General features: G+C 71.6%; 12 protein-coding genes. 8 read left to right on the top strand and 4 right to left on the bottom strand.

Going from position 1 to position 14,071, the window contains the following annotated elements; genetic code table 11:
• Positions 1-137 precede the first annotated feature (137 nt).
• Positions 138-722: a snapalysin family zinc-dependent metalloprotease gene (locus ACFW9Z_RS01945; RefSeq protein ID WP_384632810.1), complete on the bottom strand. Its 585-nt coding sequence runs from the start codon at positions 720-722 to the stop codon at positions 138-140.
• Positions 723-900: 178 nt separating this feature from the next.
• Here ACFW9Z_RS01945 and ACFW9Z_RS01940 point away from each other — a divergent pair, with 178 nt between their 5' ends.
• The gene (locus ACFW9Z_RS01940; protein WP_384632807.1) at positions 901-1,086 is read left to right on the top strand and encodes a hypothetical protein; all 186 of its coding nucleotides are present in this window, start codon (positions 901-903) and stop codon (positions 1,084-1,086) included.
• A gap of 466 nt (positions 1,087-1,552) precedes the next feature.
• Here ACFW9Z_RS01940 and ACFW9Z_RS01935 read toward each other — a convergent pair whose 3' ends face one another.
• Together ACFW9Z_RS01935 and ACFW9Z_RS01930 are read right to left on the bottom strand one after the other, a co-directional pair.
• Entirely contained in the window at positions 1,553-2,464 is a 912-nt protein-coding gene (locus ACFW9Z_RS01935) for a LysR family transcriptional regulator (RefSeq protein WP_384632804.1), read from the bottom strand.
• Positions 2,465-2,611: 147 nt separating this feature from the next.
• The gene (locus ACFW9Z_RS01930) at positions 2,612-3,391 is read right to left on the bottom strand and encodes a S1 family peptidase (RefSeq protein WP_384632801.1); all 780 of its coding nucleotides are present in this window, start codon (positions 3,389-3,391) and stop codon (positions 2,612-2,614) included.
• 259 nt (positions 3,392-3,650) lie between these two features.
• Here ACFW9Z_RS01930 and dusB point away from each other — a divergent pair, with 259 nt between their 5' ends.
• On the top strand, positions 3,651-4,799 hold the full coding sequence (gene dusB / locus ACFW9Z_RS01925; protein ID WP_384632798.1) for a tRNA dihydrouridine synthase DusB: 1,149 nt from the start codon (positions 3,651-3,653) through the stop codon (positions 4,797-4,799).
• 15 nt (positions 4,800-4,814) lie between these two features.
• On the opposite strand, the gene ACFW9Z_RS01920 is transcribed toward dusB, so the two are convergent.
• A complete protein-coding gene (locus ACFW9Z_RS01920; RefSeq protein WP_384632795.1) occupies positions 4,815-5,570 on the bottom strand; it encodes a GntR family transcriptional regulator in 756 nt (251 codons plus the stop codon).
• Positions 5,571-5,837: 267 nt separating this feature from the next.
• Between ACFW9Z_RS01920 and ACFW9Z_RS01915 the strand changes: the two genes are divergently transcribed.
• The 6 genes from ACFW9Z_RS01915 (at position 5,838) to ppdK (ending at position 13,831) form a co-directional block, all read left to right on the top strand.
• Complete coding sequence (locus ACFW9Z_RS01915) at positions 5,838-7,016, top strand: ABC transporter substrate-binding protein (protein WP_384632792.1); 1,179 nt, start codon at positions 5,838-5,840, stop codon at positions 7,014-7,016.
• Positions 7,016-7,933 (top strand): ABC transporter permease, encoded by a 918-nt coding sequence (locus ACFW9Z_RS01910; protein WP_384632789.1) that lies wholly within the window; start codon positions 7,016-7,018, stop codon positions 7,931-7,933. Before ACFW9Z_RS01915 ends, ACFW9Z_RS01910 begins: the two co-directional genes overlap by 1 nt.
• Positions 7,921-8,820: an ABC transporter permease gene (locus ACFW9Z_RS01905; protein WP_384632786.1), complete on the top strand. Its 900-nt coding sequence runs from the start codon at positions 7,921-7,923 to the stop codon at positions 8,818-8,820. The genes ACFW9Z_RS01910 and ACFW9Z_RS01905 overlap by 13 nt, the downstream gene beginning before the upstream one ends.
• A gap of 6 nt (positions 8,821-8,826) precedes the next feature.
• Complete coding sequence (locus ACFW9Z_RS01900; protein WP_384632783.1) at positions 8,827-10,005, top strand: ABC transporter ATP-binding protein; 1,179 nt, start codon at positions 8,827-8,829, stop codon at positions 10,003-10,005.
• A gap of 65 nt (positions 10,006-10,070) precedes the next feature.
• Positions 10,071-10,754, top strand: coding sequence for an HAD family hydrolase (locus ACFW9Z_RS01895; RefSeq protein WP_384633362.1), 684 nt, complete (start codon positions 10,071-10,073; stop codon positions 10,752-10,754).
• Between the two features lie 365 nt (positions 10,755-11,119).
• The gene (gene ppdK, locus ACFW9Z_RS01890) at positions 11,120-13,831 is read left to right on the top strand and encodes a pyruvate, phosphate dikinase (RefSeq protein WP_384632780.1); all 2,712 of its coding nucleotides are present in this window, start codon (positions 11,120-11,122) and stop codon (positions 13,829-13,831) included.
• The last annotated feature ends 240 nt before the right edge of the window (positions 13,832-14,071 follow it).

Below are 14,071 nucleotides of genomic sequence, written 5' to 3'. Positions count from 1 at the left end.
AACCGGCGACAGCCGCTACCGCGACGACCTGGGTGCGGTAGCGGCGTACCGGCCGGGGCCGGTGAGTGAGGCCCCGAAGAGCGAGTGCCCGGCAAGGTGGGGCTCCCCACCCGGGCCGGTCAGGGCGGTCGCCCCGGTCAGGGCGCGTCGACGAGCACGCGGCCGTCGGCCGGGATCTGCGTGGCGGCGCGGCCGCCGTAGTAGGACTCGACCCGGGACCGTTCGGTGGCGTTGGGGACCGAGTTCTTGCAGCTGATCCCGGCGCTGGAGCCCGACATCAACTGGGAGCACGGACCGGGCTTGGTGTCCGGCAGGCCGAGGTTGTGGCCGATCTCGTGCGCGGCGATACGGGTCTTGTCGTGGCCCTCGGTGACCGCCTGGCTGCCGAGCTCCACCCGGGCCTGGCCGCCCGGACGGACCGGACCGAGAGTGGCCTGCGGCCAGCCGTTGGTGGCGATGATCTGGATCTCGGCGCGGGTGCCGGGCCGGGCCTTTGCCAGCTTGACGTTGGTGGTGTTCGCGTTCCAGGAGGCGACTCCGGCCGTGATGGCGGCTTCCCAGCCCCGGGCCCGGGTGTCGTCGTAGTAGAGGGTCGTGACGGCCGCCGATACGTCGGCGGGCGCGGCCGTCCCGGGCGTGGACGCGGCCTGTGCGGCGGGTGCCATGAGCAGGGTGACGGCCGCGGCGGTGCCGACGGCTGCGAGCCACTTCGAGCGGGGCATGGGGGGGACCTTTCGCTGGGCCGGTCTCCGTGGGGGAGACGGCGGCGGTGGGGGCGCCGGGGGCCTTCAGGAGCGAGCGGAGGCCCGCCTTGTTGGCGTACGGTCAAGTCGTTCCGTTCGGGAGTATCCCGCTGCCGCGCGGACTCTGTCCCATGCCGGTCGGTCATAACACCCGCGGATGGGGGCACGGTTCAGGCCCTCCGCGCCCCGGCTCTCCGCGCCCCCGGCTCTCCGTGCCCCAGGCCCTCCGGCCCCCGGCCTCGCCCGCATCTACCGCCGACGCCGCCCGGCCCTCACCGGCAGCCGCAGTGCCGACCTGATCCGCCACCAGGCCCGGCGGGTGCGGGAGGTGGAGGTGGAATAGCTCACGGGGTGAGCGCGCTCGTCGCCGCCCTTCGGAGTCAGGGGGCGGCCTTCGCGGGGGTGGCGTTCCTCGGGCAGCGGGGGCATGGCTTCTCCTGGTGGCTCGGCGGTGGTCTCCGGCCGGGCTTGCCCCGCCCGGTCCGTTCGGTGAGGACGAGTCTCGGGGCGGAGCGGTCGGGGTGTCGAGCGGTGGCTTGTCACGTCAACGCGCCTCACGGGGACCACCCGGAACCACCTGTAATGAGGCGGTCGGGTCAGCCCCGGGGTGTACGTGGCCCGGAACCTCTTCCGCCGCTTCCGCACCCGCTGACCCGGGAGGCCCGATACGGTGACGACCCGCCGGATCAGCGCGGCCGCTCGGCGGTCACCGGCAGCGCGGCCGGCGACCGGGGTACCCGCAAGGCGCGGCGCGGTCGGTCATGACGCCCGTGGACGGGGCCGCTTCTCGCCCGGGTGCCAGTGGGGCGTCAGTCCCGCTTGGCGCAGCGGGTCGTGAAGGCGTCCCGGACGAGATCGAGCAGGAGCGGCCGGGCGCCGATGAGGGGTGACACCCGGTGCAGGGCCAGCAGGTGTCTCCCGAGCAGGGGGTCGCCCGTGAGTCTTCGCATGACCACGCCCTCACGGGCTCTGGCCGATCCCTGAGCCAGTGTGAGGCCGATGCCCTGGGCGACCAGGTCGCACAGGATGCTCAGGTCCCCGATCCGGTGCGGCGAGATCCGTGGCGTGAACCCGGCCGTTCCGCAGGCGTCGGCCAGCGCCCCGTAGTCGTCGCAGCCGGGATCGTTCGGCGGCAGGAGCCAGGTCTCCTCGGCGAGGCTCGCGAGGTCGATCCGCTCCTTTCCGGCGAGCGGGTGCCCGGCCGGGAGAATCACCACGACGGGTTCGAGTCCGATCACGTCGACGAGGACCTCCTCGGCGGGGGCCGCGCCGAAACCGTCCAGGTCGACCAGGCACCCCGCGTCGATCGTCCCGTCGCCGACCCGGCCCAGGAGCTCTCCTGTGGAGACGAACTGCACGAAGCTCACGGGGTTGCTCAGCGTGGCGGGCAGATGGAGCGTCAGATGGCCCAGCATCGGACCGGAGCAGCCGCCCACCGTCACCGGCTCCAGGTCGGCGGTCGGCCGGATGCGGTAGCTGCGGATGCGGTCGGCGCTGGTCACCGCGTCCCGGGCGTGCGAGATCACCAGTTCGCCCGCGCGTGTGGGTGCCACGCCGCGAACCGAGCGCTCGAACAGGGGCTGGCCGAACGACGCCTCGATCCGCCGGAGCTGGGTCGTCATGGCCGGCTGGGAGAGCATCAGGGCGGCGGCGGCCTTGGTCAGGCTGCCCGCTTCGGCGATCGCCAGCAGAATGCGGAAGTGCCGCAGTTCCAGGTCCATGGCTGAATGAGGCTAGTTCACCGCGTATGTCATGTCCATGGGTGCGGTGGGGAGTGCGGGGCGGCTGTGCCGGATGAAGCGCCCGGCCGCTCCCCGGTCGCCGTTCGGCGTTACGGGGAGCGGCCGGGCGCCTCGGGAGGTCAGGGCTCAGAGGGCGCCGGTGTGCTGCTGAATCCAGGACTTCCAGGCGGCCAGGTCCGTGTAGACGGCGCCGCCGACCCCGCAGGTGCTGCTGGTGGAGCCGCTGCGGCTGGTGGCGCCGGCCAGTTCGAGGCGGCCGTTACGGTTGACCAGGGCCGGTCCGCCGGAGTCGCCGTAGCAGGCGGTGTTGGAGGTGGTGCCCGCGATGCACAGCTCGCGGCTGTTCACCATGCCGGTGCAGGAGCTGTCGGGCAGCACCTTGGTGTCGAGCTGCTTGAGGTAGCGGGGCGCGCCGGAGGAGCAGCCGCGCTGCGGGCAGGTCTGCCCCCAGCCGAGCAGCCGGGTGGCGGAGTTGTCGGCCGGGGTGGCGGCGGTGATCGGTACGGGGGTGTGGGCCACCTGGCTGCTGAGGCGGAGCAGGGCTATGTCCTGGCCGGCCATGCTCTGGCTGTTGGAGGGGCGGACGATCTGCGAGACACCGGCGAGGGTGCCGCCGCTGAGGTGGTCGTTGGAGCCGATGCGGACCCGCAGGGCGGACGCGGGGAGGGCGCCGTTGCCGTACGTACAGTGCAGGGCCGTGACCATCCAGCCGGGCGAGATGAGCGAGGCGCCGCAGTAGTGGCCGCCGTTGACCTGGATGGAGCCCATGAACGAGTAGGTGGAGGTGGCCTGTTCGCCGCCGACGATGGGGTTCGGGGCGGCCGCGGCGGTGGAGCCGAAGGCCGGTGCGGCGATGGCCATGCCGAGGGCGATGCCTGCGGCGGCCAAGGTGCGGGGGAAAGCCATGGGGGGTCCTTCGTGTGGGAGGTGTGGGAGGTACGGAAGGGAGCGGGCGGCCCGGTCCCACGAGTGGTCCCGGATTGTTCGTGGCCCGTCAACCTGCCGTCCACAGGAGTATGTGAGGAGCCCGTGCCGGTCCACCAATGCCAGCGGCCCATAACATCCGGGGGTACCGAGGGGTAGTTCCGGCGCGGGACCGCCGCCCCCTTCCGCGTACGCCACCGCGCGAGACCGGCACCCCTCCGGCGTACGCGACAATGGAGCAATGACCACGCCCGCCCCCGCCCTCCCGCAGCTCCGCATCGGCCCGCACGCCGTGCGGCCGCCCGTGGTGCTCGCGCCCATGGCCGGTATCACCAATGCCCCCTTCCGGACGCTGTGCCGGGAGTTCTCCGGGGGCAAGGGGCTGTTCGTCAGCGAGATGATCACCACGCGGGCGCTGGTCGAGCGCAACGAGAAGACCATGCAGCTGATCCACTTCGACGCGGCCGAGACCCCGCGCTCGATCCAGCTGTACGGGGTCGACCCCGCCACCGTCGGCAAGGCGGTGCGGATGATCGTGGACGAGGACCTGGCCGATCACATCGACCTGAACTTCGGCTGCCCGGTCCCCAAGGTCACACGCAAGGGCGGCGGCTCCGCGCTCCCGTACAAGCGGCCCCTGCTGCGGGCCATCCTCAGGGAGGCCGTCACAGGCGCCGGGGAGCTGCCCGTCACCATCAAGATGCGCAAGGGCATCGACGACGACCACCTCACGTTCCTGGACGCGGGGCGCATCGCCGTCGAGGAGGGGGTGACGGCCGTCGCCCTGCACGGGCGCACCACCGCCCAGCACTACGGCGGCACCGCCGACTGGGACGCCATCGCCCGGCTCAAGGAGCACGTCCCGGAGATTCCCGTTCTCGGGAACGGGGACATCTGGTGCGCCGATGACGCCCTGCGGATGATGCGGGAGACGGGCTGCGACGGTGTCGTCGTCGGCCGCGGGTGCCTCGGGCGGCCCTGGCTCTTCGCCGATCTGGTCAGCGCCATGGAGGGGCGTACGGAACGGCACGCGCCCACCCTGCGCGAGGTCGCGGACGTCATGGTGCGCCATGCCACGCTGCTGGGGGAGTGGATCGGCGACGAGGCACGGGGCGTCATCGACTTCCGTAAGCACGTGGCCTGGTATCTGAAGGGCTTCGCGGTCGGCTCCGAGATGCGCAAGAAGCTGGCCATCACCTCCTCGCTGGAGGAGCTGGCCGGGCAGCTGCACGAGCTGGACCTCGACCAGCCCTGGCCCGACGGCGCCGACGGGCCGCGCGGGCGGACCTCGGGCAACAACCGGGTCGTCCTGCCGGACGGCTGGCTGAAGGACCCGTACGACTGCTCGGGCGTCAGCGCCGACGCGGAGCTGGACACCTCCGGGGGCTGAGCCCCCGGGTGGAGTTCACCCCCGTACGTCCGGCCCCGCCCGCCGTTCCAGCGGGGCCGCCGCCGCGGAGTTCATCACGTTGAAGACCACGCTGCCTGCCCGGTAGCGGTCGTCCGTCCACTCGATGGCCCGGCCTCCCGCCGTGTACGTCATGTGGCGCTGGCGCAGCAGCGGGCTGGCCCGGCGGACCCGCAGCAGCCGGGCGTCCTCGCTGCCCGCCGCGACCGCGTCGATCAGGTGCTCGCCGTAGTGCGCGACGATGTCCGCCCGCTCCGCGATGCTGTCCATGATCGAGACGCAGTCCTCCGGCAGCTCCAGGACGGCCGGGGCCACCCAGTCCGCGTACGCGGTCCGCTCGACCATCACCGGCTCCCCGTCCAGCCACCGCAGCCGCAGCACGTACAGCACCTCGCTGCCCGGCGCCACGTCCAGCCGCTCGGCCTCCTCGTCGGTCGCGGTCCGCACCGTACGGGTCAGGATGCGGCTGGTGACCTCGCACCCCATCGCCTGCGCCCACTGCGCGAAGCTGTTGAGCTGCTGGAAGCTCTGGCGGCGCTCCTGGCGCAGGACGACCCGCCGCGCCCCCTGGCGGGAGCCGATCAGCCCCTCGGAGGCCAGCAGCGCCACCGCCTGGCGGACCGTGCCGCGCGAGACCTCCCAGCGGGTGGCGAGGTCGCTCTCGGACGGGAGGCGGGAGCCGAGCGGGTAGGTGCCGGTACGAATGGCGTACCGCAGCGAATCGGCGATCTCCCGATAGCGCGTAGCGCCCACGTGTTCCCCTCAGGTGTTCATGTAAACCGCGCGTTGTGTACAGGTCCGCTCGTCGGTGACGGTCCTGCCGCTCACTCTAGCGTCGGCGCCACGCGTTTTGATGCGAGGTCGTTATCTACCACATCCCCTGGATAGTGGGCTTTTCTCTTCCTGCCCTCTTGTGGCAGTGGACATGGGACGTTAACTTTCCCGACACCTGGGCCGGGCGAACTGATGCCAGCTTGTATGAACAAGTGGCCCAAACTTTTCGCTCCCGGGAGACCTACCGTGCGCAGAGCCCGACCCCGCCCCCGTATCCGAGCCAACAGCCGGACCGTGGCCGCCCTCGCCCTCGGAACCGCGGCCCTCACCGCCCTCACCGCCTGCGGTGCCGCGCCCGAGGAGAAGGCCGAGACCGGCGCGAACGGTGTGAAGTCCTCCGAGGCCACCTCGGTCGCCGACTTCGGCGGGCTGGAGAAGCTGGTCGCCGCCGCCGAGAAGGAGGGCGAGCTCAACGTGATCGCCCTGCCGCCGGACTGGGCGAACTACGGCGAGATCATCAAGAGCTTCCAGGAGAAGTACAAGATCAAGATCAAGAGCGAGAACCCCGACGGTTCCAGCTCCGACGAGATAGCCGCCGTCAAGTCCCGCAAGGGCCAGAAGCGCGCCCCCGACGTCCTCGACCTCGGTATCGCCTTCGCCCGCAGCGGCGCGGCCGAGAACCTCTTCGCCCCGTACAAGGTCGAGTCCTGGGACAAGATCCCCGACAGCCAGAAGGACGCGGACGGCCGCTGGTACAACGACTACGGCGGCTACGTCTCCATCGGCTGCGACGCCGCCCGGATCAAGAACTGCCCCGAGACCTTCGCCGACCTGCTGAAGCCCGAGTACAAGGGCAAGGTCGCCCTCAACGGCAACCCGACCAAGTCCGGCTCCGCGTTCGGCGGCGTGTACGCGGCGTCCCTGGCCAACAAGGGCTCCTTCGGGGACATCCAGCCCGGCATCGACTTCTTCGGCAAGCTGAAGAAGAGCGGCAACTTCATCCCCGTGGAGTCCACCCCGGCGACCGTCGAGAAGGGCGAGACGCCCATCAGCATCGACTGGGACTACCTGAACGCCGGGTACGCCGACCAGTTCAAGGGCAAGGGCGTCGACTGGAAGGTCTCCGTACCGACCGACGGCGTGTACGCCCAGTTCTACTCGCAGGCCATCAACAAGGACGCCCCGCACCCGGCCGCCGCCCGGCTGTGGATGGAGTACCTGTACAGCGCCGAGGGCCAGAACCTCTGGCTGAAGGGGTACGCCCGCCCGGTCCTGCTGCCCGCCATGACCGAGGACGGCACCGTCGACAAGACCTTCGTCACCAAGCTCCCCAAGGTCGAGGGCACGCCGACCTTCCCCTCCTCCGAGGAGCTCGACAAGGCCAACGCCACGCTCTCCGAGAACTGGGACAAGGCCGTCTCCTGATGACCTCTTCCCACCCGACCGCCGCCCCGGGACCCGGGGCGGCCGCTGTGAAGGCCGGCGGCCGTACGCGCCGCCGCCGGCCGCCCCGCGCCTGGCTCGGCGCGCTCCCGCTGCTCGTCTTCGCCGGGCTTTGCTTCGGACTGCCCGCCGGGGCCCTGCTGTACGGGGCCATCACCCGTACCGACCCGGTCTCCGGCACCACCGAGCTCACCGGCGAACACCTCCAGCGCTCGCTCCAGGGGCCCTACCTCACCTCGCTCACCGGAAGCGTCGAGCTCTCCGCGCTGACCGCCGCCATCGCCACCGTCTGCGGGGTGCTGATCGCCCAGGCGGTCGTCACCTCCCGGCGCGCCGCGCTGCGCGGGGCCGTGCTCACCGCCTCCGGGGTGCTCGCCAACTTCGGCGGCATCCCGCTGGCCTTCGCCTTCGTCGCCACCCTCGGCATCTCCGGTGTGGTCACGCAGCTCGGGCACCTGGACGCGCTCGGCTGGAACCTCTACTCCTTCACCGGACTCACCGTCATCTACCTCTACTTCCTCATCCCGCTCATGGTGATCGTCGTCGTCCCGGCGCTCGACGGGCTGCGCCCGCAGTGGCGCGAGGCCGCCCGCAACAACGGCGCCACCGCCTGGCAGTACTGGCGCCACGTCGGACTGCCGGTGCTCGCACCCTCGCTGCTCGGCGGGTTCGTCCTGCTCTTCGGCAGCGCCTTCGCCGCGCACGCCACGGCCGCCGCCCTCGTCGGCGGCTCCGTACCGCTGGTCACCCTGAAGATCGCCGACGCGCTCTCCGGGAACGTCCTGGTCGGCCAGGAGAACGTGGCCCTGGCGCTGAGCCTCGACATGATCGTGATCGCCGGACTGGTGATGGCGGTCTATCTGCCCCTCCAGCGACGGAGCTCCCGATGGCTGCACTGACGACCACTGCGCGCCCTGAGGCCGCCGCCCCGGTGAAGGCGCCCCGCCGCACGCGCCCCCGCTACTGGCGCGGAGCCGTCCTCGCGATCGCCGGGCTCTACTTCGTCACCCCGCTGCTCTCCTCGTTCGTCTTCACCGTCCACGTACCGAACCAGGGCCTCACCTTCGAGGCGTACAGCGGCATCCTGTCGGCCGACGGCTTCACCGAGAGCCTGTTCCTCTCGCTCTCCCTCGCCGCCGCCACCATCGCGCTCGCCCTGCTGCTCGTCGTCCCCGCGCTCGTCGCGGTGCGGCTCGGGCCGCCCCGGCTGCGGGCCGTCGTCGAGATCGTCTGCATGATGCCGCTGGTGGTGCCGCCGATCGCCCTGGTCACCGGCATCGCCACCGTGCTGCGCTGGGGGCCCGACCACTTCTCGCGCACCCCGCTCTACCAGACCTTCCTGGCCGTGCAGAACGAGTCGTTCCCGGTCGTGCTGGTCCTCGCCTACACCGTGCTGGCGCTGCCGTTCGTGCACCGCTCGCTGGACGCCGGGCTGCGCGCGGTCGACGTGCCCACGCTGGTGGAGGCGGCCCGCAACTGCGGGGCGAGCCGGTTGCAGGTGATCGTGAGCGTCATCCTGCCCAACCTGCGCTCCTCGCTCGCCGGGGCCTCCTTCCTGACCCTGGCGCTGGTGCTCGGCGAGTACACCGTGGCCTCGCTGCTGGGGTTCCGGCCCTTCGCGGTGTGGATCGTCACCGTCTCCGGCGCCGAGGCCCGGATGTCGGTAGCCGTATCCCTGCTCTCCCTGCTCATCACCTGGGCCCTGCTGCTCGTCCTCTCGCGCGCCGGAACCGGGTCCTCCGCCGCTGCCGCCACCGCCCCCACCCCCGTACCCGGCAAGGAGTAGCCACCCATGTCAGCCCTGCCCACCGCCACCGCAGGCCGCCCCGAGCCGCCGCGCACCACGGGGACCTCAGCCTCCGCCGCCGGGCGGGACACCACCGGAGCCCGGGTGGAGTTCCGCTCCCTGCGCCGGGCGTTCGGCCCCACCGTCGCCCTCGACGGCCTCGACCTCACCGCCGAACCGGGCGAGCTCCTCGCCCTCCTCGGCCCCTCCGGCTGCGGCAAGACCACCGCGCTGCGGGTCCTCGCCGGGTTCGAGCAGCCCGACTCCGGCGAGGTCCTGGTCGACGGCGAGGACATCACCCCGGTCCCCGCCAACCGGCGCGACGCCGGGATGGTCTTCCAGTCCTACAGCCTCTTCCCGCACCTCAACGCCCGCGACAACGTGGCCTTCGGCCCCCGGATGCGCGGCGTCGCCACCGCCGAGCGGCACGCCACCGCCAACGAACTCCTCGAACTGGTCGGACTGCCCACCCACGGCGACCGCTTCCCGCACCAGATGTCCGGCGGCCAGCAGCAGCGCGTGGCCCTGGCCCGCGCGCTCGCCCTGCGCCCCCGCGTCCTGCTCCTGGACGAACCGCTCTCGGCACTCGATGCCAAGGTCCGGCTCACCCTGCGCGAGGAGATCCGCCGCCTCCAGCTGGCGCTGGGGATCACCACGATCTTCGTCACCCACGACCAGGAGGAGGCGCTGTCCATGGCCGACCGGGTCGCCGTCCTCAACGCGGGCCGCCTGGAGCAGTGCGCACCCCCGGCCGAGCTGTACGAGCGCCCCGCCACCCCGTTCGTCGCCGAGTTCGTCGGCACCATGAACCGGGTGCCGGGCCGGCTGAGCGGCGACGGCTCCGTCGAGGTCGCGGGCGCCACGCTCCCCGTGGACGGTGACGTTCCCGCGGGCCGGGGCGCGGTCGACGTCCTGATCCGGCCCGAGTCCATCGGCGTCACCGCCGACCCGGACGGTACGGCCAGGGTCGTCTCCGCCTCCTTCCTCGGCTCGGTCACCCGGGTCCTGCTCGACCTCCCGGACGGCGTCGCGGTCAAGGCCGACCTCGCCTCCCGGGACGCCACCGAGCTGGCTCCCGGCGTACGGGCCCGGGTCACCCCGGTCCGCCGCCCGGTGCTCGTCGTGCCCGTACGGGAGACGACGGCGCCGGAAGCCGTGGCCACCGACGCCGAGGTGGACGCGTGAAGACCTCCGCCGGTGTCCCCTCCGTCCCTGTCGCCGCCCCCGTTCCCGCCGCCGTCCTCTTCGACATGGACGGCACGCTCGTCGACACCGAGGTGCTGTGGTGGGAGACGGCCCGTGAGGTCGCGGCCGGGCTCGGCCACCGGCTGACCGACGCGGACGCGCCGGAGGTCGTCGGCCGGGCCGTCGCCGACACCGCCGCTCATCTGATCGAGGTGGCCGGGGGCGACGCCTCGGCCCTTCCCGGCACCACCGCCGACGACCGGGCCGCCGCGCTGGCCCGTACCGCCGCCGAGTTGACCGACTCCTTCTTCCGGAAGGTCGACGCGGGCGCCCCGCTGCGCCCCGGAGCCGCCGCGCTGCTGGCCTCGCTGGAGGGCGCCGGAGTGCCGTTCGCGCTGGTCAGCGCCTCGCCGCGGAGTGTGGTCGACGCGGTGGTGGCCGGGTCGCTGGCCGGGGTGGACTTCGCCTTCACGCTGTCGGCCGACGACACCGTACGGACCAAACCGCATCCGGACCCCTACCGGGCGGCGGCCGAGCGGTTCGCGGCGGAGCCCTCGGCCTGTGTGGCGGTGGAGGACTCCCCGGACGGTACGGCCTCCGCCGACGCGGCGGGGTGCGCGGTGCTGGTGGTCCCCTCGCTGCTGCCGGTCGCCCCCGGGCGGGGCCGGACGTTCGCCCGTAGCCTGGAAGAGGTGGACCTCGGGGTGCTGAGTGACTGCCTGAGGCGTCCTGAGGCGTCCGAATCCTGAAATCCAGGGTCCGAAACCAGCGTGATTCGCGCCACCCTTGATCGGGGGTGCGCTCAGATGAGCGTAATGACGGTGGCTGCACTTCTGGAAGACCTGGCACTCAGTGCCAGGTCGCAACCTTCGGGAAGTGTACTCAGGTGCGGAGAGGCCCGCTCACATGAGTGCCCTGGGTCAAGAAACGACCATGCTGCCTTCAAGAGCTGAACGGAGGGTCGCGGCCCGATTGCCGGAACGTGTCTTTAGATCTGCTGGCGGACGGGTGGTTGCGGCCGCATGACGACCAAGTGGACGTACCCATACACCTTCGATCTGGGTATGTTCCTCGCCGTCAGGGCAGCCACCGCGTCCTCGAGGAGTCGAGACCCGTGTCGGAAAACAAAGATCCCCAGAAGTTCGTCTACGACTTCACCGAGGGCAACAAGGATCTGAAGGATCTTCTGGGCGGCAAGGGTGCCAACCTCGCCGAGATGACCAACCTCGGTCTCCCCGTCCCTCCGGGCTTCACCATCACCACCGAGGCCTGCAAGGTCTACCTGGAGAGCGGGCAGGCGCCCAAGGCGCTCCGCGACGAGGTGAGTGCGCACCTCGCCGCGCTGGAGGAGCGCATGGGCAAGAAGCTCGGCCAGGCCGACGACCCGCTGCTGGTCTCCGTCCGCTCCGGCGCCAAGTTCTCCATGCCCGGCATGATGGACACGGTCCTCAACATCGGCCTCTCCGACGCCTCGGTGGCCGGTCTCGCCACCCAGTCCGGCGACGAGCGCTTCGCCTGGGACTCCTACCGCCGCCTCATCCAGATGTTCGGCAAGACCGTCCTGGGCGTCGACGGCGACCTCTTCGAAGAGGCCCTGGAGGACGCCAAGGCGGCCAAGAAGGTCACCGTTGACACGGACCTGGCCGCGGCCGACCTCAAGAAGCTCGTCAAGCAGTTCAAGAAGATCGTCCAGGACCAGGCCGGACGCGAGTTCCCGCAGAACGCCCGGGAGCAGATGGACCTGGCCATAAACGCGGTCTTCGACTCGTGGAACACCGACCGCGCCAAGCTCTACCGCCGCCAGGAGCGCATCCCCGGCGACCTCGGCACGGCCGTCAACGTCTGTTCGATGGTCTTCGGCAACCTCGGTCCCGACTCCGGTACGGGCGTCGCCTTCACCCGCGACCCGGCCAGCGGCCACCAGGGCGTCTACGGCGACTACCTCCAGAACGCGCAGGGCGAGGATGTCGTCGCCGGTATCCGCAACACGGTGCCGCTCGCCGATCTGGAGTCGATCGACAAGAAGTCGTACGACCAGCTCATGGGCATCATGGAGACGCTGGAGAACCACTACAAGGATCTCTGCGACATCGAGTTCACCATCGAGCGCGGCCAGCTCTGGATGCTCCAGACCCGGGTCGGCAAGCGCACCGCCGGTGCCGCCTTCCGGATCGCCACCCAGCTCGTCGACCAGGGGCTGATCGACGAGGCCGAGGCCCTCCAGCGCGTCAACGGCGCCCAGCTCGCGCAGCTGATGTTCCCGCGCTTCGACGACGAGGCGAAGACCGAGCTGCTCGGCCGGGGCATCGCCGCATCGCCGGGTGCCGCCGTCGGCAAGGCCGTCTTCGACTCGTACACCGCGATCAAGTGGTCCCGCTCCGGCGAGAAGGTCATCCTGATCCGCCGCGAGACCAACCCCGACGACCTCGAAGGCATGATCGCCGCCGAGGGCATCCTGACCTCGCGCGGCGGCAAGACCTCGCACGCCGCGGTCGTGGCGCGCGGCATGGGCAAGACCTGTGTCTGCGGCGCCGAGGACCTGGAGGTCGACACCAAGCGCCGCCGGATGACGGTGGGCGGCAAGGTGATCGAGGAGGGCGACCTCGTCTCGATCGACGGCTCCACCGGCAAGGTCTACCTGGGCGAGGTACCCGTCGTACCCTCCCCGGTCGTCGAGTACTTCGAGGGCCGGATGCACGCGGGCGCCGACGACGCCGACGAGCTGGTCGCCGCCGTGCACCGGATCATGGCGTACGCGGACCGGGTGCGCCGGCTGCGGGTGCGGGCCAACGCGGACAACGCCGAGGACGCCCTGCGGGCCCGCCGCTTCGGCGCCCAGGGCATCGGTCTGTGCCGCACCGAGCACATGTTCCTCGGTGAGCGCCGCGAGCTGGTCGAGAAGCTGATCCTGGCGGACACCGACGACGAGCGCGAGACCGCCCTCGCCGCGCTCCTGCCGCTCCAGAAGGCCGACTTCATCGAGCTGTTCGAGTCGATGGACGGGCTGCCCGTCACCGTACGGCTGCTCGACCCGCCGCTCCACGAGTTCCTGCCCGACATCACCGAGCTGTCGGTGCGCGTCGCGCTCGCGGAGTCCCGCAAGGACGCCAACGAGAACGACCTGCGCCTCCTCCAGGCCGTGCACAAGCTGCACGAACAGAACCCGATGCTGGGCCTGCGCGGGGTGCGCCTCGGGCTCGTCATCCCCGGCCTGTTCGCCATGCAGGTACGGGCCATCGCCGAGGCGGCCGCCCAGCGCAAGAACGCCAAGGGCGACCCGCGCGCCGAGATCATGATCCCGCTCGTCGGCACGGTCCAGGAGCTGGAGATCGTCCGCGAGGAGGCCGACCGGGTCATCGCCGAGGTCCAGGCGGCCACCGGCACCGACCTGAAGCTCACCATCGGCACCATGATCGAGCTGCCGCGCGCCGCGCTGACGGCCGCCCAGATCGCCGAGGCCGCGCAGTTCTTCTCGTTCGGCACCAACGACCTGACCCAGACGGTGTGGGGCTTCTCCCGCGACGACGTGGAGGCCTCGTTCTTCACCGCGTACCTGGAGAAGGGCATCTTCGGGGTCTCCCCGTTCGAGACGATCGACAAGGACGGCGTCGGCTCGCTCGTCCGCAGCGCGGTGGCGGCCGGCCGGGCCACCCGCCCGGACCTCAAGCTCGGCGTCTGCGGCGAGCACGGCGGCGACCCGGAGTCGGTGCACTTCTTCCACGAGGTGGGCCTCGACTACGTCTCCTGCTCGCCGTTCCGTATCCCGGTGGCGCGCCTGGAGGCGGGGCGGGCGGCCGCCGGAGCGCGGGCCAGCGACAGCCGCTGATCCGGATGGCATGACCAACTCCGGGGATTTATAAGGGAATTGGGGCGGGTCCCTCACCGTCCCGGCACCCTTGGGAGATCCCCGGAACACCGAGAAGCGGGGGGGCCCGGGGCGGGGGTGGGGCGGGGGGACCCCCCCCGGGGGGGGGGGGGGCCGGGGCCGCCGGGGGGGGGGGGGGGGGGGGGGGGGGCTTCGGTGAGGACGATGTGGCAGTTGGTGCCGCCCATGCCGAAGGAGGAG

It is taken from the genome of Streptomyces sp. NPDC059452, assembly GCF_042750035.1.
Taxonomy (GTDB): domain Bacteria; phylum Actinomycetota; class Actinomycetes; order Streptomycetales; family Streptomycetaceae; genus Streptomyces.
The sequence above is the reverse complement of the archived record's forward strand: the minus strand, read 5'-3'. Positions and strand labels throughout refer to the sequence as shown.